The following is a 21,968-nucleotide window of genomic DNA, read 5'->3' on the forward strand; positions in this document are numbered from 1 at the left end:
AAGGCAGGTTTCGAATATGAATTATATTGAGAACTTGTTTCCAAAATCAGGTGAAATCTCGAGTAAAAAAGAGAAAGATTCAAAAAAGAATCAGGCAAACAACCAAAAGTGGGCAATTGTATCCATTGCATCTATTCCTCTCGTGATGACACTTGGAAATTCGATGCTGATTCCTGTTTTACCAGTCATGGAAAAGAAAATGGGTATTTCTGCCTTCCAATCAAGCTTGATTATTACAGTTTACTCAATCGTGGCGATTTTTCTCATACCTCTTGCCGGATACTTATCGGATCATATAGGCAGGAAAAAAGTCATCATTCCCAGCTTGATCATTACGGGGATCGGCGGCATTGTCTCTGGATGGGCGGCATGGCAAATGAAGGACGGATATTGGGTTGTGCTCATCGGAAGGGCTTTGCAAGGAGTTGGAGCAGCCGGAGCATTTCCGATTGTACTTCCTTTAGTTGGCGATATGTTTAAAAATGATGATGAAGTCAGTGGTGCACTTGGTGAAATCGAGACGTCCAACACTCTGGGAAAGGTTTTGAGTCCGGTACTCGGATCCTTTTTAGCAGGATTTATCTGGTTCCTTCCGTTTTTTTCTATCCCGTTTTTTTGTGCCATATCCATCATAATGATGGCCTTTCTGGTCAAAAGCCCGAAAAAGCAAGTAAAACCTCTGCCATTCAAAGATTTCATCAAGAAAATAAAGTTGATATTCACTGAGAATGGCCGTTGGCTTTATGCCATCTTTTTTATTGGGGCCATCGTGATGTTTGTCTTGTTTGGAGTATTATTTTATCTGTCCGATATCCTTGAAAATAAATATGGCATCAAGGATCTGCAAAAAGGGCTGGTTCTGGCACTGCCACTAGGCGCACTGTGCTTAGCCTCTTTCATTACGGGCAAAAAGATCAAACAAAACATGGTTCTCATGAAATGGATCACATTCAGCAGTTTACTCCTGCTGGGGATAGCGGTTGCACTGCTAAGCTTTTCAAAAGACCTATGGTTCATCATATCGATGTTCATGGTTGCCGGAATTGGCATTGGAGCCAGTCTTCCCCCGTTGGATGCCCTGATTACGGAAAGCATTGAAAAGGAAGAACGAGGGACAATCACCTCCATTTATAGTTCCATGAGATTTATTGGAGTAGCTGCCGGGCCACCAGTAATAGCTTTGATGATGAAGACGATGAATAAATGGATGTTCATCCTGCTTACAGGATTAAGTTTAGCAGCCGCACTGGCAACTTTCATGGCAATCAAGCCAGACAAAAAAGGCGGATGACAAAAACGCATTGTAACGGTACAATGCGTTTTTTCATTCTTCGCTAATCGAATAGCCAACTCTGCTTTTCAGTCAGTTTTTTAGTTGCTGATCACTTTTGATTCAATAAATGCCGTAATCTCCTGATTAAACTCCTGCCATTTTTTCACGGGAACTTGATGGGATACCTTTTGGATGATCACGGCCTGAAAATCATCCAACTCCCGCTCATATGCTCGTAAATGCTGGTTGATAAAATCACGGGCACCGTATACAAGGAGCATTGGAGCAGAGAGATTCTTCAGCCTGTCCAGACAGGTATAGTTCAATGATTCATGATAAAAATGCAGCCAGGTCCTCCGGTCAGTTTTTAGCATATGTTCAATCAGTTCATTCCTGAAGTTTTTATCAAAAGTATGCGCTGTTGCGATCACCTTTGCCAGCGTTTTAGGAGAACTCTTGACAAAGTACATTCCCAGCATATGTTCATATTCAAGGGCGGGCGACTCCACCTTCGCAAAGCCTCCGCAGAGGATTACTGATGCTGTCCGGTCGGGATAGGACAGTGCAAATTCCTGTGCGATGCTCCCCCCAGATGAATAGCCGCACAATGTGACTTTTTCTAAACTGAGGGAATCGATCAGTTGCAATACTTCTTCAGCATATCTTTGAATGGTGACTGATTCAGGAACAGCTGTTGAATCACCATGACCACCCAAGTCTGGCATCACAAGATGGTATTTTTCACTTAAGGGATGCTGGTACCGAAAAACCTTCCTGCCCATCCCAGGTGGATGGAGAAAGATGATCGGATGGCCCTGTCCTGCTTCTTCGTAAAATAGGCTACCTCGAGGCAATTGGCATATCGGCATCCGCATACCACTCCTTACGCTTTTTATTCAGCCTGATTAGTATTGCCAATCGGCAAAACATTTCATGCATAAGGACCTTATAACCGTGACATTGCAGCTCTGTTATGATATTCTTGTATTGTTAATGACAGCATAAAGACCGCCGGTGTTGGCCCACCGACAGTCCTCGCAATAGCCGTTCCCATGGAGGATCGGCCAATGAATAGCTGGACCTCTCCCTCTTTTTACGGTCAAGGGAGGTCTATTTTTTTTGGCTAAAAGTTAATATGGCGATGATTAGACTAGCAAAAGAGAACATTGCCATGAAAGTCTCGAACACCGTCAAAGGCCTCACCCCCTTCCAGCGGGGCTAGCCGACCACCCTTGAGATCAGACTATTGCCTTTTCAGTATACCACATCCTTGTCCTAAACAAGAACATCTGTTCTGTTTTTATAAAAATTAGGGCTAAGATACTAGATGTTACTTCCATATCATCTAGTATCTTTCCTTATTAATTTTCTTCCAGCCTTGGTTTTCCCGGATCGCAATCAGGAGCACTTAATTGTGCCGCTTCTGCAACCTTTGATAAATAATAGCATTCTTCCCTGAACATATGGTCAGCCATCAGCGGAGCGAAACTGCCTAATGCCTGCTCTGTCAATTCCAGCTCCTTTAATTCATCAAGAAACTTCATGAACAACTGGATTTCTAACGAAACTTCCGCGTTCATTCGCTGCAATGCCGGGAAAGATGTCAAATTTGTTCTCAGGTAGCCTGTCATCTCGACAGCTTTTAAGTAAAAGTCTTCGAAACTCTTCATGTATTTTTCGCTTTTTGCCTTCAGCCGTTTCTCTACTTGATCCATATTGTCCTGGATGGCTCCAGCATGGCCGGCCGCATCGAGAAGCCATACGGTATGATGATGCAGCTCATGGAATACAGGAGGAACTTCTCCTCTCTTCAAATACTCCAAAACCCTGATATATTCTTCAACCTCATTGACCATATGATTGACAAAAGTAGGACCCAAATGGATCTTCACATTGCCAGTCAGCATTTTTGCGATCAAGTCCAGCTTGAACTCCCTGATTTTCTTTGCCTCTTCATCTGCCCTCATGCTTAAATGGATCAAATCCGTCGTCTCCACTCTTTCAAGCAATCGGTCAAAGGTATTGATAAAATATTTTGCCGTTTCAATCTCCTCCTGCTCAACAGGTGCAAGCGACTCATGCAGGAATCTGCCATGATCGCCCAGAACCTGGAGCCAGAAACGATGCTCATACAAAGCTGCTTCCCTGAAATCCTTCATCCACATTCCTCCTAAACATCTCCCATCAATGAATCTTATCGAGAGAAACAGAGAATTATTCTTGTTTGGACAGGCTCTTTTCATAAACTTTGCTGCGATCTGGACCATAAGATCGACTAAAGGCTAAAAGCAACATAAAAAGGCATCTATTATCTGAGTTACCTAACAGGGCACATCCATTACGGCGTCCGATGATTTTTTTGGTATAAAAAATGCCTGCAGCACACTACGCTGCAGGCATTTCCTATTATTTTACCGGTTTCTTCAGTATTCCAAGCAGGATTGCTGTAACGACAGCTCCGATCAGAATTGCTGCCAGATACAGCAGCCAGCCTCCGTCTACAAGCGGAACAACGAACAATCCGCCGTGCGGAGCTCTTAAACCGATACCGAACATCATGGATAAAGCACCTGCAACTGCAGATCCTGCCATTACCGATGGAATGACACGGAGCGGATCAGCTGCAGCAAATGGAATCGCACCTTCAGTGATAAAAGAAAGACCCATTATATAATTGGCTTTGCCAGCATCCTGGTCTTCTTTTGAGAATTTGTTTTTAAAGAAAGTGGTCGCAAGAGCGATCCCCAGTGGAGGCACCATACCAGCAGCCATGATGGCAGCCATTGGTTCGTAAACTCCATTAGCAAGCAAACCTGTTCCAAAAACATATGCAGCCTTGTTCACCGGGCCACCCATGTCAAATGCCATCATTAAACCTAATACAAGGCCGAGCAAAACGGCATTGCCTGTTCCCAACCCTGACAGCCAGTCTGTGATTGCCTGGTTGAGGGCGCCAACTGGTTTGTTGACAACGAACAGCATAATAAAGCCGGTTAAAGCAATACCAAACAGCGGATACAGCAGGATTGTTTTAATTCCTTCCAGTGAAGCGGGAAGGCCAGAGAATAGTTTCTTAAGACCTAAAACAAGATAACCCGCCAGGAAGCCTGCGACCAAACCGCCAAGGAAACCGCCGCCGCCAGCAGCAGCCAGCAACCCTCCGACCATACCTGGAGCGAAACCTGGTCTGTCGGCGATACTGAGGGCGATGAAACCTGCAAGAATCGGAACGAGCAGACCGAAGGCACCACCGCCTCCGCCGATATCCATCAGGGCTTTAGCAATTGGGTGATAAGAAGGGTCATCCGGATTAAAGGCATTGTACCCGAACATAAATGAAATTGCGATCAAGATTCCGCCGCCCACTACGAATGGCAGCATATTGGATACGCCGTTCATCAGGTGCTTATATACACCGCCACGACTTTCTTTCTTGGCTGCATTTGCCTGGCCTGTGGCTTTATATAAAGGCGCATCCCGTTTCACTGCCTTTTCAATCAAGTCCTTCGGTTTGCGGATCCCGTCTGCAACAGGTACTTCAATTAATGGTTTCCCGGCGAATCTGTCCATATCCACCTTCGTATCAGCCGCAATGATGACTGCTTCTGCATTTTCGATGTCTTGCTGTGTAAGCACATTCTTAGCCCCGCCTGATCCATTCGTTTCAACCTTGATATCTACTCCAAGTTCAGCGGCTTTTGCTTTAAGCGAATCTGCAGCCATATACGTATGGGCAATACCGGTAGGACATGCCGTAACGGCTACGATGAATTTTTTGTTCGTACGTTCTTCATTTTCCTCTGTTTCATCCTGATCATAGCTGTTAATGATTTCAATTACGTCATCTGCAGTCTCGGCATCCATAAGTTTTTCACGGGCATCTGCTTTCATCAGAATAGTAGAGAGACGTGCCAAAGCTTCAAGATGAGTATTGTTTGCGCCTTCTGGTGCAGCAATCATGAAAAACAGATGTGCAGGCTGGCCATCCAAAGAATTATAATCGATCCCTGTCCGGGAACGGCCAAATACAATCGCAGCTTCCTTCACAACAGAGGTTTTCGCATGAGGAATCGCAATTCCATCTCCAACACCGGTTGTACTTTGTTCTTCACGCTTTAGGATGGCTTGTTTGAAAATGTTCGCGTCAGTAATTTTCCCCGCCTGGTCCAAAACCTCTACAAGCTCCTCAACTGCATTAAGTTTTGAATCAGCCTTCAATGACAGTTGAATGGTCTTCTTTGTCAGCAATTCTGTTATTCTCATTTCTTCTCCCCCTGACTACCTTTTTTGTATGTTCACTTCTGGAAGCAGCTGTTCTACTTTTTCCGGTGTGCATAGACCAATCGAAAACGCAGTTGCGCTTCCCGATGCTACACTATAACGGAATGCATCCTGGCGATCTTTCGATTTGATATACTGTGCCAGGAAGCCAGCAACCATTGAATCCCCTGCTCCGACTGAGCTTTTCACTTTCCCAGAAGGCACAGTTGCTATAAAAGCATCTGTTTCATTAATATATACCGCACCTTTTTCAGCCATGGATACGATCACGTTCTTGGCACCGGCTTCAACTAGCTTTTTTCCATAGGTGACAGCCTCTTCAACACTTGTAATCTCTTTATCGAAAAGCTGGCCAAGCTCATGGTGGTTCGGTTTAATCAAGAAAGGCTTATAATGGATAATGGATTTTAACAGATTTCCTTCCGCATCGACAATTACTTCTGCTCCGGATTTTTTGCAAATTTGAACAATTTCTTCATAGATGCTTTCAGGCATGCTTGATGGGATACTCCCGGCAATCACGAGGAAGTCCCCGGTGCCTAACTGTTTGATTTGCTCCTTCAATAATCCGAGAGCCAGGTTCGAGACTGCTGGTCCGCTCGCGTTGATTTCTGTTTCGGATCCTGCCTTCAGCTTGACATTGATTCGTGTATCGCCATCGATTTTCACAAACCCAGTGAAAATACCTTCTTTGTTTAAAAATTCCTCGACGTAATTTCCAGTAAATCCTCCTAAAAAGCCGATAGCCTTGCTTTCTGTTCCCATCGAACGAAGGACTCTTGAGACATTGATGCCTTTTCCGCCTGGAAGTTTTGTTTCCTTCTTGCTTCTATTTAATTTACCTAATTCGATTTCATCCGCTTCAACGATATAGTCTACTGAAGGATTCAGTGTTAAAGTGTAGATCATGATGTCACAACCTTTATTGATGTTTTGCTGGTATATTGCCCTTTGCTCTCTTCTTCTAGCTCGTTTGTGATAATCGCCGCTTCATGCAAGTCAGCAATTTTAGCGAAAGTGATTTCGGAAAACTTCGTATCATCGGCAAGTACATATGCCTCCCGTGCCAAAGACATTGCCTTCTGCTTGATCATTGCTTCTTCCTGGTCCGGAGTCGTATAGCCAGACTGTGGATGAATTCCATTGACTCCAAGGAAGCATTTATCAAAACGATATTGTTCAAGACTGCCCAGTGCTCCCCTGCCAATAATGGCATTCGTCTTTGGTTTTGCATATCCGCCAATTACGTATGTCTCAATATTCCTTTCAAGAAGAGCCGGGAGATGCATTAATCCGTTCGTTACCACTACAATGTCTTTTGTAGGAAGGAATGTGATCATTTCCTGGATGGTTGACCCTGCATCCAGATAGATACTGTCTCCTTCTTCCACAAGGTTTGCTGCATATTGAGCGATTCGCCTTTTCTCATGAAGGTTTTTGGAAGATTTCTCAACCATGCTTGGTTCCTGAAGCTTACCTCTCAATCTTGCCGCTCCCCCATGTACTCTCTTAAGGAATTTCCCCTCTTCAAGCAAGGTCAAATCCCGGCGGATCGTCGATTCTGATGCTTCTGTCAAATCAACAAGTTCCTGTATTTTAACGATTGGTTTCTCTTTTATTAGTTGTAGTATGAGCTGGTGGCGCTCAGGTGTTAACATGAGCCATACCTCCTATTCGCTTCGTACTCTAATATTAATGTAATCGATTTCAGAAATCAATCATTTTCTTTCAAAAACAATCACATTATGATTGAATTTGAAATTTATTTGAACACTTATGATTGATTTGGATTATTTATGCAAAATATCTTTAAAAAAAATTAAGCCTCCATCAAGGAGGCTTTAATGAATGATCCTATATAAGCAAAGCTTTAATTCCCTGGTATCCAAAATAAAGACCAAAAGCAAGCAACGATAGACCAGATAAGATTGAAATTGCTCTTAGGCTGCTGTAATTCAAAAATCGTCTGAAACCTGTCGTGATTGCCGCAACAAAAATATCCCATAATCCGAGTCCCAGGAAAATCATGCTGCTGTATATGAGCAAATCAGCGCTCCCGTATTGAGTGGCCGTTTTCGCAAGAACTGAACCATAGATTCCAAGCCAGAAAAGAATCGATAAAGGACTGCTTATTGACATCAAAAAGCCGGTAAAGAAGCACTTTAACAACGACTCTTTCCCTCGGCTGAAAGCTAGTTTGATATCATCCGCTTTAATCATACATTCAATCCCGGAATAAATTAGTACGAAACCCCCAAACAGCCAGAGAAATATCTGAATGACGGGGATGTCCAAAAAATTAACAAGCCCCAAATAAATGAGAAGCATAAAGATTGCATCAGCGATCATCGATCCAGTTCCAACAATCCATGCGTGCCAAAAACCATTCTTTATTCCCTTATCCAATCTCGCTGAATTGACCGGACCAATTGGGGCGGCCAGGGTTAAACCAAGAAAAATATAGCTTGCCAGTAAACTGATACTCAACTTTTCGTCCCCCAACACACATAACTTTATAAATTGTATGTAAAGAAATTTCAGCTTAATACTTCTTGTCCCAAAAATTTGAATTGCAATCTACCACTTTTATGCTATAATTCTTTTATAATAATTTTTCCGCTCATAGTATTCTATTCTAAAAGATGGAAAATATATTAATCCGCGGGTGTGGCGGAATCGGCAGACGCGCTAGATTCAGGTTCTAGTGGTGGCAACACCGTGGAGGTTCAAGTCCTCTCATCCGCATACGGAAAAGGTACCTTTACAAAAGGTACCTTTTTTGTTTTCCATATCATCTTAACCTCTTTGTAAAATACTCCTCTCCTCTCACAGGCAATTCCTCTATTGTCCTCTCAGCTTGTGACCAACTTGTGAACTATGGAGATTCAGTGCATTTTCTTCATTTATAGCTCTTGATGGACAATACCCACTGTAGTAAAAATTTTTTATATACCAATACAGGTATGGTTAAGATCATTCATATTGGAGGTATAAAATGACAACTGAGATTTCCAGACGCGGTTTCCTAAAACGTTCATCAGGCGCACTGGCTGTCGGAACAAATGCGTTAACAGGAGCTGCGAGGAAGAAACACAAAAAAACGCGAAGCAATACGGCCACTATTGCCTAAAGAAATGGTGCCTGCCTTTGCAAAAAAAGAAACAGCCAGGGATTGATTCCTGGCTGTTTCCACAGAAGATATTCTAACCAATTAAATTCTGGCTATGGTTGTTCACTACTTCCAGAACCTTTGTCGTCTGTTCCATGTCACTTTGACAGATCGGGCAAGCGGGGACATTGCTGCTCTTGAAATTGTCGCGAACCCAGCAATTGCAATCATCAGAAGTACATACCCATATTTTCGTTTCTGCTGTTACGATTTCTTCAGGCGGTTTTCTTCCAAATGCCATTTCCTCACGCTCCTATCGTTTTAATCCTGGCTGTTTTCGTTTTTTGACAAAAAAAGCCAAATCATCGTTCGATTGATAAAAAAATTCATTTATTATAAAAAGCGGCAAATTAAAACTTTTTATAATAAATGAATGATTCGAAAGTTGATATCATTTTCATTTTACCACACTTTCTTCTTTTTACCAAAATTGACTCTGGATTGATGCAAAACAACAGTTACTATTATATTCATATCCACCGTTTTTTATTAATGTTGACAAGAAATTCTTCCTTCCTTGCAAAGTTCAGGTTGTACATCTCCATTAAGCTGAATAGAAATAGTACAAGCAAATCTGGCTATGTTAATGGAGGTTTCATACATTGAATGTCTTTTTAGGTTACATATTCCTCGGTTTATCACTTGCAGCCCCAATTGGTCCAGTTAATGCCGCCCAGATGGACAAGGGGATCAAAAGCGGTTTTTTTCAAGCATGGCTGCTCGGCCTGGGGGCATTGACAGCGGATATTGTGTATATGCTCACTGTCTATCTCGGGGTCGTAAAATTCCTCGAAACCCCATTTATGCAGTCTTTTCTCTGGCTTTTCGGTTTCTTTGTCCTAATGTATACCGGTATTGAGACGATTGTCAGTTCCGGAAAAATCGTCATGGAAAGTCGTGGTGGTGATTCCAGCTTCAAATCGTTTGCTTCCGGATTTTTAATGTCGATTTCCAACCCGCTTACCATTTTATTTTGGCTGGGGATCTATGGTTCTGTACTGGCAAAAACCGCTTCTACCTATGGTACAGGAGAGCTGGTCCTATACAGTTTCGGAATCATTCTTGGCTTGATCTTATGGGATATCGTGATGGCAGCCATTTCCAGCAGTTTCCGCAAGCTTCTTACAACCAGACTCCTGGCCTGCATTTCAATCCTATCTGGAGTATCCTTGATCGGCTTTGCGCTTTTTTTTGGCTACCAGGCTCTGAAACTTTTCTTATAAGCCCATCGATTCTTTAAAATGGCAATGTCTTACGTTCTGCTAATTCCTTGATTGTTATGGTCAAATAAGATATATAATAAAAAGGACAAAACTTAAAGGATGAGAATAGAATGGATATTACAGGACATACCGTCGAGCTTCTCGAGGACCCATTTAACCTGTTATCTGGAAGCAGATATGAATATTTCTTAACGATTGAAGTAGATGAAGAAGACGAATTATATACGGAAAAAGGACTTCTGCTGAAGGTGATTTTCCTTGTGGATGGGAGCGAAAGCAGAATCCTTCAAAATTACTTCATTGAACAGGAAACAGAAAAAGTATTGGATTTTGAGCTTGAGGAAGATGAAGAAGAGGCTGTAAAAGAGTATTGTCTCAACCATTTACCCGAAGATGAAAATAACGGAGATGAACTAAACTAAAAAAGAGCAGGAATGCTCTTTTTTAGTTTACACTTCAACCGACTTTCCTTCTTCGACGATATGATATAGAAGATGTGCCAAGTGTTGGACCGGGCCATATTCTCCCTCTTCTTCATTCATTTCTTCTGTGAATTCAAGATCATTTAAATACAATGCGGAAAACTCATAGAAATCCTTCAGCTCGAAGCCATAGCAATTGGAAGGCTCCTCACTTCCATTCTCGTATTGAAGGACAAGATATGATTCCTTGCCATCCTGGCCCTCAGCATCGAAAAATACAAAAAATCCAATGTTGGTATCCAGATCAAAAAGATGGCGGGTACCGCCTCCTGTTGCAAAGTCATAATCTTCACTGCTCAACTTTTGAACGGTCATGGTTTCTACTTGATCTTCAGCATGAAACTTCACATCAAATGATTTCATTTGTACACACCCCTAAATTTAGTAGCTAAAGCAACAAATCCATCTAACTGGACCTTTAGGCCTTCGGGTCTTCTCAAAATTTCTATTTACCGCTCAAATGGACATTTCAGGCTTTGCTTTCCCTTTAAAATGTCTTAGGAAAAATAATCGAAAAAGACCTCCAGAGGACATCAACCCCAAAAACATTCTAAGCAAAAAAAACATGCTCAGCAGCTATGTTTTCTCCAATCGTCAGAATACCATATGAGTATTCCTTTTGTCTTCTTTTATCAGTTGGGGAGCCTGGATTAAAAAGGAGGAATCCTTCTCCGGCCTTATTAACCGGTATATGGGAATGGCCAAAGATTATACAATCGACGTTTTCCCCGGTAAATGCGTCGACTGCTCTTTTTTCGGTGGTTTTCCCGCTTCCGTGCCCATGGACTACGCCGATTTTAAAACTGCCTGCCATAAAAATCTCTTTCGATTTCAGCACGCTTTTCAGCTCGGGACTGTCCACATTCCCAGTAACACCAATCACCTCAGCGTACTGTTTAAGTTCGTGATAAACCTCTAATGTCTGCCAGTCACCAGCATGGACAATGCAGTCGCAGGTCTGGAGTTCATTTAGCAGTTTCACAGGAAGGTCCTTACCCTTTTTGGGCATATGAGTGTCAGAGATGACGACTACTTTCATTCTGATGACACCCCCCTTTTTGATATGTTACCCTGCTTGGTTCTCATTAATCATTCTCTGAATATTTATATTTGGTCACATTGAAATAATCTTTGGTACCCCTATAGCCGTTGAATTCCACATCGAGATCATGAAAATATCGATGCAGCATTAACAATGCCTTTTTGTCTTTACGTCCATTCTCAACGCTAGTTAAATAATTAGAGATTACCTCAAAATCTGATTGAAGTTCGACATTATCTGTTTCAACAGCAGCTAACACGGACCTTATCTCACTGGCAATTTCTCGCTGTTCTTCCCACTCCACCGAATCAATCCCGCCCCATCCAAGCGTGTCATTATATTTTGTATGGAACTTGGAGATGAAATCGCCAACATTTTTATAATTCCCCTTATCCGTATTCTCCTGAAAAACCGCAACCGTCTCAGCACGTCCACCTTCTGATGCTGTCAAGCTCCTGATATTTCCGCCGTTTCCGGACTCCCACAAGGAATAGCCTGCATATACTCCAAAAGCCATTAAAAACAGAGTTGCGGGTAGGATCATCCATTTCCAGTTTCTTTTCTTGTTCATTGGCTGCCTGACCCCCTGTGATTTTGATCTTGTCTTGTTTTTATATAATTTGACAATTGGTCCCAAATACCTTCTGGAATTTCCGGAATATTGCTGTTCTTCCCCTATTGTCCCATAAATACATTAACGTTGTAGGGGGGAACGAAGATGAATTTGGAACCAGGAAAAGCACGTCCATACTTAATAACCAGAAGCTTGCAGCCAGAAAATCAGGAAACACCGATTCACTTTATCCCATTTAATAAGCCCGTCACGAATTCCCTGTTTTATCGAAGGAATCATTTTCCTTATCCTATTTTAACACTTGAAGCTTTTTCTCTTACACTATCCGGCTCAGTTGAAAATACCTTAAAGTTCTCATACCTTGATCTTCAGATGTTTCCGTCAGCAACAATAAGAACATTCATTGAATGCTCGGGGAACAAAAGGGCATTTTTCAAGGAGAAGGTTTTTGGCGAGCAATGGGAACACGGAGCGATGAGCGAGGGAACTTGGAGAGGAGTCCGCTTGAAGGACCTGCTTCAATATAGCAGGGTAAAAACCCAGGCAAAGGAAGTCATTTTCAAGGGGAGGGATTCTGGATTAAAAAAGGGAAGCAATGTTCATTTTAAAAGAAGTTTACCACTCACCAAAGCTTTGGATCCAAATGTTATCGTAGCCTATGAATTCAATGGAAAACCACTCTCCCATAAGCATGGTTACCCGTTCCGTCTTGTTGTTCCGGGCTGGTATGGCATGGCTTCCGTTAAGTGGCTTACAGATATTGTCGTGATTGAAGATACATTTACCGGGCCATTTCAAACTGATGATTATGTATATTATTATCCTGATGAAACTTGCGAGGCGGTTACAGAGAATCGTGTAAACTCAACGATCCAGCAGCCAGTTGATAAACAAATACTGCTAAAGGGAATCCATGAAATAACGGGAATCGCGTGGACTGGAACAGGGACGATTTCAAAGGTAGAGATTAGCTTTGACCAAGGCGACAACTGGGAAATCTGCACCCTTTTAGAAGACAGCAGAATGTATCAGACGGTCTTATGGAATTATACAGCGGAACTCGCTTCAGGCAAGGAATACCATATTACTGTAAGAGCAACCGACAGTGCAGGAAACATACAGCCTGATGAGGCCATCTGGAATAAAAAAGGCTATGGATATAATGGCGTTATGAAAATTACAGTGAAAGTGGAATAATGAAAACCAGGTGGAATACAGCACCTGGTTCTTCCTTTATTTTCGTTCCTTTATATAAAATTGGATCAAGTCTTCAAGTAATTGGTTCAGCGATGCAAACCTATACCCAAGTGATTCTGCCAGTGTCGTATCGATCGACCATGAGCCAGGAAGTGCATATGGTGACAAACCACCAGTGTCTACATTTGATTTTATGATTGCTCCCTTGCCTGTCAATTCTGCGATTTTGTCAGTCAGTTCACGCAAGCTAATATCTCCTCTGGAGCCTGGATTGATGGGTCCGGTAAAGTCTGATTTCCCGATTGCAAGCAAAAACCCGGCTGCTTCTTCAGCATGGACGAAGCTGTAGCGAAAATCAGGATCACTTATCACGATAGGTTCTCCATTTACTATTTTATCAACATAATACTTCAGCCTTTCTGTATAATCATCTTCAGAAACAACTATTGGAAATCGGACTGAGACGACATCGAAATACCCTAATTGATGCAAGACTGCTTCAGATGAGCGTTTGGCCTCTTGATAGCCTTCATAACCCGGATATTGCCTGCGAGTTTTATAGGCTATTTCGTATGTATTAGCATCGAAATTTGTTTCCTTATGCAACGTGCCGAATTCATACACGGCTTGTGTAGAGGTAAAAATATAACGGTTCACCTTTCCTTTTAACGCTTCTGCGGTATCCTTCGCTTCGGCCGGTGAAAAACAAGACTGGTCATATACTATGTCCCATTGGCGATCATTGAACGCTTCAACCATCGTTTCTTTTTTTTCGCGATCGATCACTAGTCTTTCTACTTTCTCTCCAAACATGTCTTCCTTTGTTCCTCTCGTTGCAATCGTGACTTGATCACCAGAATCAATTAATTTTTCGGCCAGTTTTTTTCCGAAGTATTGAGTACCCCCCAATACAAGCACTTGTTTCATGGATATTCCCCCTTGTCTGTTCTACTAATTCTTCTTTAAGGAGTGAAATTCCTTTTCTTGTACAAGCGGGAGAATGCAAAAAAAACGGCCAATATGCATTGGCCGGATTTGAGGCTATTATGCTTGTTTCTTCTCTTTTGCTTTTGGTTTTGCTGCAGCTTTCTTCTTCTTGGCGGCAGGCTGCTCTTTCTTTTTTTCAGGTTTCGTTCGGTCGATTGAAGCCTGCAAAGCAGCCATAAGATCCGTAACATTGGATACAGGTTCTTTTTCTGTTGGAGTAACGAGTTCTTTTCCAGTTCGCTTCGCTTCAATGAGTTCCAGTAACGCTGTCCGATATTCATCCTTATACTTTTCAGGGTCAAATTCGGTTGTCAGCTGTTCGATCAGCATGATCGCAGTTTCCAGTTCTTTTTCGGTCACTTTATCCTCTGATGGAACATTTGGAACGTCCACTGTTTTCCTGACTTCATCAGGAAAATGGATCGTTTCCATCACAAGAGTATTATCATAAACACGGATTACAGCCAGCTGTTCTTTCGCACGGATCATGATTTTCGCGATTCCGACCTTCTGCGATTCTTCTAACGCCTTTCGAAGGAGTGAGTATGCTTTTCCCCCGCTTTCATTAGGTGACATAAAATAGCTTCGCTGATAGAAGATCGGGTCGATTTCAGTCATCTTTACGAAATCGATGATTTCCACTGCTTTATCTTCGTTTTCCTTTCTCAGTGCTTCAAGATCTTCGTCATCCAAAACCACGAATTTTCCCTTTGTATATTCATACGCCTTTACAATGTCTTCATTTTTGACTTCTTTGTCGCAGACCGGACAGGTTTTCTCATACTTGATAGGCGAGTGGCACTCTTTATGGAGCGTCCTCAGCTTAACATCCTTGTCTTCTGTCGCCGCATGCAGCTTGATTGGGATATTGACCAGACCAAAACTGATGCTTCCTTTCCAGATTGTATGCATACATTTCTCCACCTTGTCGTTTTATTACTAATTTGCTTTAGTTTCGTCTTATCATTCGTAAAAACATTTCCCAGCCGACTAGTTTACCGCTAATCAGGAACAATAAAACTACGACTTGTGAAAGGATGGGAAACATCTTGAAACCTATGCTCCCTACCCTGGCATTCGATATACCGAAAGGGGAAGAATGGCGGTATGAAATTAAGTTTGACGGTTTTCGCGCACTCCTGAAATGGGACAAAGAAATTGAACTGATTAGCAGGAACGGGAAGCCGCTGCTGCCGATCTTTCCTGAAATAAGTGAATTCCTGAACGCGAATAGAGACATATTTGAACCGTACCTGCCCTTCATCCTTGATGCTGAGCTCGTTTATCTCGAGAATTCCTATAAATCCAATTTCGGCGCTATTCAGGTAAGAGGAAGAATGCGATCGCAGGAGAGAATCCAGGCTGAAGCAAAAAAAAATCCCTGCAGACTCTTGGTATTTGATTTATTGGAACTGAAAGGAAAAAGCACAGCGTCGGAAACCTACCAGAAACGACGAAACAGGCTGCACTCCTTGTTTTCCGACCTTGGACTCCCCCTCACCCCGGACAATCAAAAGCCCGAGGTTATACAGTTGGTTCCAAGTGAAACAAACCTGGATGCCTTATGGGAGATGATTGTCCTCCATGATGGCGAGGGGATCGTAGCTAAGCAGCTTAACAGCAAATGGGAAGAAGGAAAACGTGCGGAAACATGGATTAAATCGAAGAATTGGAAGTATGTTTCCTGTTTTGTCACCGCATATGAGAAATCAAATGGGTATTTCTATATTTCCGTTTATCGAGAAGGAGAAATCCACCAAATCGGTCTTGTGATCTTCGGTTTTAAGCCTGATGAAAAAAATGCCCTTCATCAAATTATCAAACAGAATAATAGCTCTGAAGATCAACAATTCATCTATGTAGAGCCTGGTATCTGCCTGGATGTGAAATACCTTGAAATCTATGAAGAACAGCTTAGGGAGCCGCATTTCCATCAATTTCGTTTCGATTTGTCGCCTGATGATTGTTCATATGAGAAGTTTGTTTTTCAGCAAAAAAACCTGCCTCCTGGAATTGAAATTACTCATCCCGATAAACCGTTATGGGAAAAGCCGCCCATTCAGAAAATGGATTATATCCATTACTTGCGGGAAGTTTCACCCTTAATGCTTCCATTTTTGAATAACCGGCTATTGACTGTGATTCGGTATCCACATGGCATGTTCGGTGAAGCTTTTTATCAAAAAAATGTCCCGGATTACGCTCCGGACTTCGTGGCAACTTCCAAATCAGAGGGCATTGAATACATTGTCTGCGACAATATGAAAACCCTGCTGTGGCTCGGGAATCAAATTGCCATTGAATTCCATATTCCGTTCCAGACAATCGGAACCAGCGGACCCGATGAGATCGTTTTTGATTTGGATCCTCCATTCAGGGAGTATTTTCACCTGGCGATAAAGGCTGCTGTCTATATTAAGGAAGTGTTGGATGAGTTGAAGCTGATCAGCTTCATAAAGACTTCTGGCAACAAAGGGCTCCAAATCTACATACCATTGCCAGCCAATACTTTTAGCTATGAGGACACGAGATTGTTCACTTCCTTTATTGCCAACTATCTCGTATCGAAAGATCCTGATTCTTTCACGATCGAACGACTTAAGAAACATCGAGGCAACAGATTGTATGTGGACTATATTCAGCATGCTGAGGGCAAAACAATTGTCTGTCCCTACTCTGCCAGAGGCAAATCCCACGCAGGAGTTGCTACACCCTTGTTCTGGGAGGAAGTAAATGAGGATTTGAATATTGAAGAATTCCAACTGGGCACAATTATTCAACGTGTGAAGAAACTGGGGTGCCCTTTTCGTGAATATTTCAAGGTAAAAGAAGTACAAAACTTCGAACCGGTTCTGCAGGTTTTAAAAGCAAAAAAATAAAAATCCTGAAGGGTGCCCTCAGGATTTTTTCGTTTGATTGTTCAAAATTGGCTAAGATAACCTTTTGCATGATCCCGGAGTCTGCTGTATTCTGCATCCTCGTTATATTCATCCTGATCTAGAATGTCAGCTGCAATGCCTTCTTTTGTGAATTCTACCTCTATCTGCGCCCCATACACGTAGGTCGCATTTCCGATCAAATCAATTGTATACGTTTCATCTGTTTTGTGAACAGCACACTGTACCATTCCGCCGTTATTGTAGACATTGATTGGCTGATCCAAGTCATTCTCTCCAATCAGGCAAGTGACAAGTGTGGACGCTGACATGGCTGTACCACAAGCATTCGTGTAACCAACGCCCCGCTCATATGTCTTAACGAATATACTTCCTTTTTCAAGGAGCCTGATAAAGCTCACATTCACACCATCTGGGAACAGATCATTGGGTTGATTCACTTTTTCGCTTAATTCCGTCTGCAGATTTGATTCCAGTTGTTCTTTGCTGACAATCGCCGTTAAATGTGGGTTAGGCACGGCAAGAGCTGTAAACGTCAATTCCTCAGACAGCTGTGGGATTTTCTCCTGAATCAATGTCTCCATTTCAAGGTTGAGCGGTAAATCCTTCAGGTTAAAGGTCACCGGTGAAATCTCCACTTGATAGGTTGGTATGTCTTCAAAGATGGCTTCATGTTTTTTTACCTTTAAGTTGGCTTTCATTGTTTCGATGACTGCCTCTTCCTTGCCAAGCTTTTCACACACATAACGTCCTGCACAGCGGAGGCCGTTTCCGCACATGGATGCCTCAGTTCCATCTGAATTGAAGATCCTGTACTGAGCATCCGCAACCTTGCTGGGCCGGATGAACAATATACCATCAGCTCCCAGGGAATTCTCACGGTCACAAAGCGCCAGGGCCAAGTCCCGCCTTTTGAAATCATCCAACTTATAGTTCCTGTCCGTTTCATCTATTAATAAGAAATCGTTATTCGATCCATGGCACTTAATCAAATCAATTAACATACGTCAGCCCCCAAAAATCCATCGTTATAATACAAGATGCCATAAATCAAGAGAATGTTCAATATTATTAAAACGAATAAAGGCAGGAAAACAAATAGGAAAACATTTACTTTTTATAGTATAATTATTTTAATATTCGTTCAACTAAAAAATCTTTACCAAAGCAGCACTTTAAATAATAAGGCTCTGTTATAGCAAAATGTTGTTTTTTAGCAGCTGTTGATTGTAGTGGAAGGCGCGAAGACTCCTCCGAAAATGCTAAAGCAATTCCATGGTGCGTGGGCAGGTTCGAGGAAGCTTACTCAATGTCCTGCGGGATTAGCAAGTCATCGGGAGACCCCGCAGGCGCTTTAAGCGCCGAGGAGGCTCCCGGACTGCGCGTGGAACGTAATCAACAGTCAAGTTTAACAAAGCCAATAATATAAAGGAGTGAGTGCTATATTTAGCGACAAAAAGTTATTGGATAAGTGGGGGGAGACCAGAAAAATTGGCAAGTGGAGATATATCCTTTTTTACGGGGTTTTATTAGGTGCTGCTGGTTTTTTATTGGGCAAGATCGGGCTGGATTTTTTCTTCTATAAAGAATTCAAAAATATGACTGAGTATATATTTACATCATTACTATTCGGTGTTCTTTTTGGAGTAAGTACTTGGATCTATACAGAAAACAGATATAAAAAATACATTGAACAAATTAGAAAAATGTAGGGTTTCTTAAGAACTCGCCGGTCAAATGAACGACAAACAATTATAAACCTAAAAGAAGAGGGTGTCCCAAAAGGAACTTTTGGGCACCTTCTTTATTTTTAGGATAGCTTGTAAAATGAAGCCGTTGATATCGGTTCCAGGCACTTCGCTTTCCGCGGGTAACTTAAGTCACCACAACCAAACAAACAAAGAAGAGAGGTTCTTGTACAAAAATTATTACCCAAACCAGTTGAACCTCGAATTTATCGACCTTTTGAGTAATCCATTTCTAAACATTTTAACTGCGATGCCATCTTCCTGCATTCTTCAGCACATTTGAAACATGCTTCTGCACATCTTTGGCAATGGTCGTGGTCATGCTTCTTGCATTCGTCGCCGCAGGCATCACAGATATCTGCGCACAGGCCGCAGATTTGTTTTACAAAGGGACTGTTCGTTTGCATCGCGGTAACAGCCATGCCGCAGATTTCAGCACATTCCCTGTCCAGCCTGATGCACTCAGCCATCATTTTTACGTTCTCTTCTTTTAGACACGAATCAAAGCATACATTACACGCTTCAATACAATCAATGCAAGCCTGGATACAATCCTGATATTGTTGATTCATCATTTTTTACCTCCTTTGGTATTCTACTTAATTGTTAGCCTATTTAAAAAGGAGATAAACAAAACAAGCAAAGATGGAACAATTTTCAACTAATGGTCCCGGTACATAAATCGATGTGTAAGAGCGGTGAACATAGCGATCCGTTCCGCTTCACAGGTGGTATATTCGAATGATAGTACCGATGTTTGCGCGTCTTTGAAATGACTCGTCCACTCCAGAGGCATCCAGCCTCTTCGAAGCCTGGATGCTGTTGCACTATCTTCATTTTCCAGCCTTATATCACCCATCCATTCTGTCACTCTCATTTTCCGTCCGCCGCTTAAAACCGCAATGCCAACACCACTCTCAGCCCTTTTTGAATAATAGAAGCCTGCGATTTCATTTTGTTCATTGAGCATTCTTACCCCATGCTGCTCCTGGATGAGCGTGGCTCGCAAGTGACCATGGCTATCGTATATCCCAAAGCTTTTCTTTACTCTTTTATCGATAAAATAAGGCAGAACCCATCGCCAAAAGCTAGTTTTTAACTCTCTCAATTCGCCTGCAAGCATGCCATCCGGGCTGAAAAATATCATCCTGATTGCTGGTGCAGGTGCAAATGCGATCAGCATCTGATTAATCTCAAGAAAATTCTTGTCCCCAAATCGATGAAATGAATCGCTTGCCATTGCCCACTTATTCCTATTTAGAAGGTAGTTATTATAATGAAGCAGGGAAACAAGCACATAGGGAATGGCAACTGGAAACAGGGGAAAATTCCAGGAAAACAGCAGACCCGCTGTTAAAATGATGCACAAAATCCCTGCTGAAACAATAGAACCATTTAAGTTGACCGAGGCAGCTTGCTGGTAGAATTGCCGAATACTCATATCTATTATCTCCTTGTTGAAATCTACTTCGTCATTCTAAGTCTATTAATCATTTCTCCCATTCATTCTAATTTCACAGAAAAAACCGGACAAGAAGTATCTTGTCCGGTTCAATTTGATATCTTATTTCAGATTTAAAGCATTAACTGCGTTGATCAGTCCATGTCCAGACTCAGCATCATAACCTGCTTTGAACACGTCTTCTGAAGAGTTCAGGACGATTGCTTTAACCTGTGCAGGCGTCAATTTGTCCTTTCCGTGCTTAGCGATGACAACACCAGCAAGTCCTGCAACTTTAGGAGCTGCCATGGAAGTGCCTCCCTTGCCGCCATAACCGTGTCCGATAACTTGTTTGTTGGCATCCAATAAAGGAACTGTGCTCCATGCAAGGTAATTGTTGTCTCTTCCTGCACCTGTAGCAGGATCATAGTTCGGTCCAAGGTCGCCGCCAGGAGCCATTACATCAATTTTACCAACGCCATAGTTGGAGTAGAAAGCAAGATTCTTCAACGCGCCGCCAGCAGAAACACGGATCAACGTTTGGCTGCTTGGGCTTCTGTGGGTTGCTCCTTTATCATCACCAGACAATTTGCCCGGGCTGCTAAGGTCCACTGCATTGTTACCTGCTGATCCAACAACCGTTACACCCTTCTTGATTGCGTACTGGATAGCACGGTTGAACAACTGTACATCTGCGACAATGTCCTTCGTAGCATATGCAGGATCCTGGAACCAATCATAGCCTCCAAGAGACATGTTTACTACATCCACATTGTCATCTGCAGCAGTCATAAGAGCTTCAGCAATATGTGAAGTTGCCGCGCCGCCAGTCGGGCCGAATACTCGGTATGATGCAACCTTCAGGTCTGGTCCTACCCCAAGCGCTCTGCCTTTTGCAGCAATGGAACCAGCAACATGCGTTCCGTGGCTATTCTGATCGATTGGGTCCCCGTAGCCAGGAACAAATGATTTCCCGCCAACATAGTTATCCTTTAAATCCGGGTGGTTGTAGTCAATTCCTGTGTCGATGACGCCGACTACGATATCATCTCCGTCAGCTGTTAAACCTGTCCCTCCAGGAAGCTTCCAGGATTCGCCGTCATTTGTCACCTGCTTGATATCCCACATCATATTATTATAAATATCTGCTCCTTCACCCAGGTCATCAACTGCCACAGGCTCTGTATCAATGGTTTTCTCCGGATAAACTGTGCTCTGAACACCTGCTTCTAATACTAGTGAAGATTTTTTCACTTCGTTCAGGAAGTTAGCGTTCTTTGAAGTAACCTCGACAGCACCAAGCTTGTTCAATTGGTCTTCAACCTGGCCGCCAGCTTTTTTGATTGCTTCAGCATAGCCAGCAGGAAGTTTGTCCTGGTCCTTAAAAATTACCAAATATGTATTTTCAGTATTGACCTCTGCTTCCCCTTTGCCGATTCCAGCATTGAAAATTGTCGCTGCCCCTAATAGGACTGCAAGTGTTCCTGCATATAATTTCTTTCTCGTCGACATAATACCCCTCCTTTTTTCTTAATTTTCATTATATTTAAATTCTAAACTTTCGCAATATAATGACTTCGACACGAAAAGCTTAGTATATTTACTAAAACAAGGTCTTTTTTATTATTTTCCTTCAATCTTTTTAATCGGAGCA

Annotated in this window: 23 protein-coding genes and 1 tRNA gene; 7 read left to right on the forward strand and 17 right to left on the reverse strand. The window is 42.4% G+C overall.

What is annotated here, in order from left to right; translation table 11 throughout:
* Nucleotides 1-16 precede the first annotated feature (16 nt).
* Entirely contained in the window at nt 17-1,291 is a 1,275-nt protein-coding gene (gene bcbE, locus EJA10_RS15420) for a bacillibactin exporter BcbE (RefSeq protein WP_125480906.1), read from the forward strand.
* 80 nt (nt 1,292-1,371) lie between these two features.
* On the opposite strand, the gene EJA10_RS15425 is transcribed toward bcbE, so the two are convergent.
* From EJA10_RS15425 to EJA10_RS15450, 7 genes are all read right to left on the reverse strand, one after another.
* On the reverse strand, nt 1,372-2,142 hold the full coding sequence (locus tag EJA10_RS15425; RefSeq protein ID WP_211340582.1) for an alpha/beta fold hydrolase: 771 nt from the start codon (nt 2,140-2,142) through the stop codon (nt 1,372-1,374).
* A gap of 241 nt (nt 2,143-2,383) precedes the next feature.
* A complete protein-coding gene (locus EJA10_RS24085) occupies nt 2,384-2,476 on the reverse strand; it encodes a putative holin-like toxin (protein ID WP_425462100.1) in 93 nt (30 codons plus the stop codon).
* Between the two features lie 158 nt (nt 2,477-2,634).
* A complete protein-coding gene (locus EJA10_RS15430) occupies nt 2,635-3,432 on the reverse strand; it encodes a DUF2935 domain-containing protein (protein ID WP_125480908.1) in 798 nt (265 codons plus the stop codon).
* Nucleotides 3,433-3,679: 247 nt separating this feature from the next.
* Nucleotides 3,680-5,536 (reverse strand): PTS fructose transporter subunit IIABC, encoded by a 1,857-nt coding sequence (locus EJA10_RS15435; protein WP_125480909.1) that lies wholly within the window; start codon nt 5,534-5,536, stop codon nt 3,680-3,682.
* 15 nt (nt 5,537-5,551) lie between these two features.
* Nucleotides 5,552-6,463: a 1-phosphofructokinase gene (gene pfkB, locus EJA10_RS15440; RefSeq protein ID WP_125480910.1), complete on the reverse strand. Its 912-nt coding sequence runs from the start codon at nt 6,461-6,463 to the stop codon at nt 5,552-5,554.
* The gene (locus EJA10_RS15445; protein ID WP_125480911.1) at nt 6,460-7,212 is read right to left on the reverse strand and encodes a DeoR/GlpR family DNA-binding transcription regulator; all 753 of its coding nucleotides are present in this window, start codon (nt 7,210-7,212) and stop codon (nt 6,460-6,462) included. The genes pfkB and EJA10_RS15445 overlap by 4 nt, the downstream gene beginning before the upstream one ends.
* Nucleotides 7,213-7,408: 196 nt before the next feature.
* Nucleotides 7,409-8,041, reverse strand: a complete 633-nt coding sequence (locus EJA10_RS15450) for a LysE family transporter (protein WP_125480912.1) — start codon at nt 8,039-8,041, stop codon at nt 7,409-7,411.
* 174 nt (nt 8,042-8,215) lie between these two features.
* Between EJA10_RS15450 and EJA10_RS15455 the strand changes: the two genes are divergently transcribed.
* Nucleotides 8,216-8,299 (forward strand) — tRNA-Leu (locus EJA10_RS15455).
* Between the two features lie 250 nt (nt 8,300-8,549).
* Nucleotides 8,550-8,684, forward strand: a complete 135-nt coding sequence (locus EJA10_RS23950) for a hypothetical protein (protein ID WP_281274523.1) — start codon at nt 8,550-8,552, stop codon at nt 8,682-8,684.
* 73 nt (nt 8,685-8,757) lie between these two features.
* Here the strand turns inward: EJA10_RS23950 and EJA10_RS15460 are convergent, their stop codons facing one another.
* Nucleotides 8,758-8,964, reverse strand: coding sequence for a cold-shock protein (locus tag EJA10_RS15460; protein WP_125480913.1), 207 nt, complete (start codon nt 8,962-8,964; stop codon nt 8,758-8,760).
* A gap of 361 nt (nt 8,965-9,325) precedes the next feature.
* Here EJA10_RS15460 and EJA10_RS15465 point away from each other — a divergent pair, with 361 nt between their 5' ends.
* A complete protein-coding gene (locus EJA10_RS15465; protein ID WP_125480914.1) occupies nt 9,326-9,946 on the forward strand; it encodes a LysE family transporter in 621 nt (206 codons plus the stop codon).
* A gap of 110 nt (nt 9,947-10,056) precedes the next feature.
* The gene (locus EJA10_RS15470) at nt 10,057-10,368 is read left to right on the forward strand and encodes a DUF6509 family protein (RefSeq protein WP_125480915.1); all 312 of its coding nucleotides are present in this window, start codon (nt 10,057-10,059) and stop codon (nt 10,366-10,368) included.
* A gap of 27 nt (nt 10,369-10,395) precedes the next feature.
* Here EJA10_RS15470 and EJA10_RS15475 read toward each other — a convergent pair whose 3' ends face one another.
* From EJA10_RS15475 to EJA10_RS15485, 3 genes are all read right to left on the reverse strand, one after another.
* The gene (locus tag EJA10_RS15475) at nt 10,396-10,791 is read right to left on the reverse strand and encodes a cytosolic protein (RefSeq protein ID WP_125480916.1); all 396 of its coding nucleotides are present in this window, start codon (nt 10,789-10,791) and stop codon (nt 10,396-10,398) included.
* Between the two features lie 187 nt (nt 10,792-10,978).
* A complete protein-coding gene (locus tag EJA10_RS15480; RefSeq protein WP_125480917.1) occupies nt 10,979-11,467 on the reverse strand; it encodes a metallophosphoesterase family protein in 489 nt (162 codons plus the stop codon).
* Nucleotides 11,468-11,513: 46 nt separating this feature from the next.
* Nucleotides 11,514-12,041 (reverse strand): hypothetical protein, encoded by a 528-nt coding sequence (locus EJA10_RS15485; RefSeq protein WP_125480918.1) that lies wholly within the window; start codon nt 12,039-12,041, stop codon nt 11,514-11,516.
* 147 nt (nt 12,042-12,188) lie between these two features.
* Between EJA10_RS15485 and EJA10_RS15490 the strand changes: the two genes are divergently transcribed.
* Nucleotides 12,189-13,241 carry a sulfite oxidase gene (locus tag EJA10_RS15490; RefSeq protein WP_125480919.1) on the forward strand — a complete coding sequence of 351 codons (1,053 nt, stop codon included), beginning with the start codon at nt 12,189-12,191 and terminating at the stop codon, nt 13,239-13,241.
* A gap of 36 nt (nt 13,242-13,277) precedes the next feature.
* Here the strand turns inward: EJA10_RS15490 and EJA10_RS15495 are convergent, their stop codons facing one another.
* Nucleotides 13,278-14,168, reverse strand: a complete 891-nt coding sequence (locus EJA10_RS15495; protein ID WP_125480920.1) for an NAD-dependent epimerase/dehydratase family protein — start codon at nt 14,166-14,168, stop codon at nt 13,278-13,280.
* A gap of 117 nt (nt 14,169-14,285) precedes the next feature.
* A complete protein-coding gene (ku, locus tag EJA10_RS15500) occupies nt 14,286-15,140 on the reverse strand; it encodes a non-homologous end joining protein Ku (protein WP_125480921.1) in 855 nt (284 codons plus the stop codon).
* Between the two features lie 137 nt (nt 15,141-15,277).
* On the opposite strand from ku, the gene EJA10_RS15505 reads away from it, so the two are divergent.
* Entirely contained in the window at nt 15,278-17,107 is a 1,830-nt protein-coding gene (locus EJA10_RS15505; protein WP_125480922.1) for a DNA ligase D, read from the forward strand.
* 41 nt (nt 17,108-17,148) lie between these two features.
* On the opposite strand, the gene dapF is transcribed toward EJA10_RS15505, so the two are convergent.
* From dapF to EJA10_RS15525, 4 genes are all read right to left on the reverse strand, one after another.
* Nucleotides 17,149-18,129, reverse strand: a complete 981-nt coding sequence (gene dapF, locus EJA10_RS15510) for a diaminopimelate epimerase (RefSeq protein ID WP_125480923.1) — start codon at nt 18,127-18,129, stop codon at nt 17,149-17,151.
* Between the two features lie 950 nt (nt 18,130-19,079).
* A complete protein-coding gene (locus EJA10_RS15515; RefSeq protein ID WP_211340586.1) occupies nt 19,080-19,445 on the reverse strand; it encodes a four-helix bundle copper-binding protein in 366 nt (121 codons plus the stop codon).
* Between the two features lie 89 nt (nt 19,446-19,534).
* Nucleotides 19,535-20,314, reverse strand: coding sequence for a hypothetical protein (locus EJA10_RS15520; protein WP_125480925.1), 780 nt, complete (start codon nt 20,312-20,314; stop codon nt 19,535-19,537).
* Nucleotides 20,315-20,437: 123 nt separating this feature from the next.
* Complete coding sequence (locus EJA10_RS15525; RefSeq protein WP_125480926.1) at nt 20,438-21,826, reverse strand: S8 family peptidase; 1,389 nt, start codon at nt 21,824-21,826, stop codon at nt 20,438-20,440.
* Nucleotides 21,827-21,968: the final 142 nt, after the last annotated feature.

It is taken from the genome of Mesobacillus subterraneus, assembly GCF_003937825.1.
Classification (GTDB): Bacteria; Bacillota; Bacilli; order Bacillales; family Cytobacillaceae; genus Mesobacillus; species Mesobacillus subterraneus.

Bases quoted from the DNA above. Each gene is read 5' to 3' on its own strand.
- bcbE (WP_125480906.1), top strand. From the start codon at position 17: ATGAATTATATTGAGAACTTGTTTCCAAAATCAGGTGAAATCTCGAGT.
- EJA10_RS15425 (WP_211340582.1), bottom strand. From the start codon at position 2,142: ATGCCGATATGCCAATTGCCTCGAGGTAGCCTATTTTACGAAGAAGCA.
- EJA10_RS15430 (WP_125480908.1), bottom strand. From the start codon at position 3,432: ATGAAGGATTTCAGGGAAGCAGCTTTGTATGAGCATCGTTTCTGGCTC.
- EJA10_RS15435 (WP_125480909.1), bottom strand. From the start codon at position 5,536: ATGAGAATAACAGAATTGCTGACAAAGAAGACCATTCAACTGTCATTG.
- pfkB (WP_125480910.1), bottom strand. From the start codon at position 6,463: ATGATCTACACTTTAACACTGAATCCTTCAGTAGACTATATCGTTGAA.
- EJA10_RS15445 (WP_125480911.1), bottom strand. From the start codon at position 7,212: ATGTTAACACCTGAGCGCCACCAGCTCATACTACAACTAATAAAAGAG.
- EJA10_RS23950 (WP_281274523.1), top strand. From the start codon at position 8,550: ATGACAACTGAGATTTCCAGACGCGGTTTCCTAAAACGTTCATCAGGC.
- EJA10_RS15460 (WP_125480913.1), bottom strand. From the start codon at position 8,964: ATGGCATTTGGAAGAAAACCGCCTGAAGAAATCGTAACAGCAGAAACG.
- EJA10_RS15470 (WP_125480915.1), top strand. From the start codon at position 10,057: ATGGATATTACAGGACATACCGTCGAGCTTCTCGAGGACCCATTTAAC.
- EJA10_RS15475 (WP_125480916.1), bottom strand. From the start codon at position 10,791: ATGAAATCATTTGATGTGAAGTTTCATGCTGAAGATCAAGTAGAAACC.
- EJA10_RS15480 (WP_125480917.1), bottom strand. From the start codon at position 11,467: ATGAAAGTAGTCGTCATCTCTGACACTCATATGCCCAAAAAGGGTAAG.
- EJA10_RS15485 (WP_125480918.1), bottom strand. From the start codon at position 12,041: ATGAACAAGAAAAGAAACTGGAAATGGATGATCCTACCCGCAACTCTG.
- EJA10_RS15490 (WP_125480919.1), top strand. From the start codon at position 12,189: ATGAATTTGGAACCAGGAAAAGCACGTCCATACTTAATAACCAGAAGC.
- EJA10_RS15495 (WP_125480920.1), bottom strand. From the start codon at position 14,168: ATGAAACAAGTGCTTGTATTGGGGGGTACTCAATACTTCGGAAAAAAA.
- ku (WP_125480921.1), bottom strand. From the start codon at position 15,140: ATGCATACAATCTGGAAAGGAAGCATCAGTTTTGGTCTGGTCAATATC.
- dapF (WP_125480923.1), bottom strand. From the start codon at position 18,129: ATGTTAATTGATTTGATTAAGTGCCATGGATCGAATAACGATTTCTTA.
- EJA10_RS15515 (WP_211340586.1), bottom strand. From the start codon at position 19,445: ATGAATCAACAATATCAGGATTGTATCCAGGCTTGCATTGATTGTATT.
- EJA10_RS15520 (WP_125480925.1), bottom strand. From the start codon at position 20,314: ATGAGTATTCGGCAATTCTACCAGCAAGCTGCCTCGGTCAACTTAAAT.
- EJA10_RS15525 (WP_125480926.1), bottom strand. From the start codon at position 21,826: ATGTCGACGAGAAAGAAATTATATGCAGGAACACTTGCAGTCCTATTA.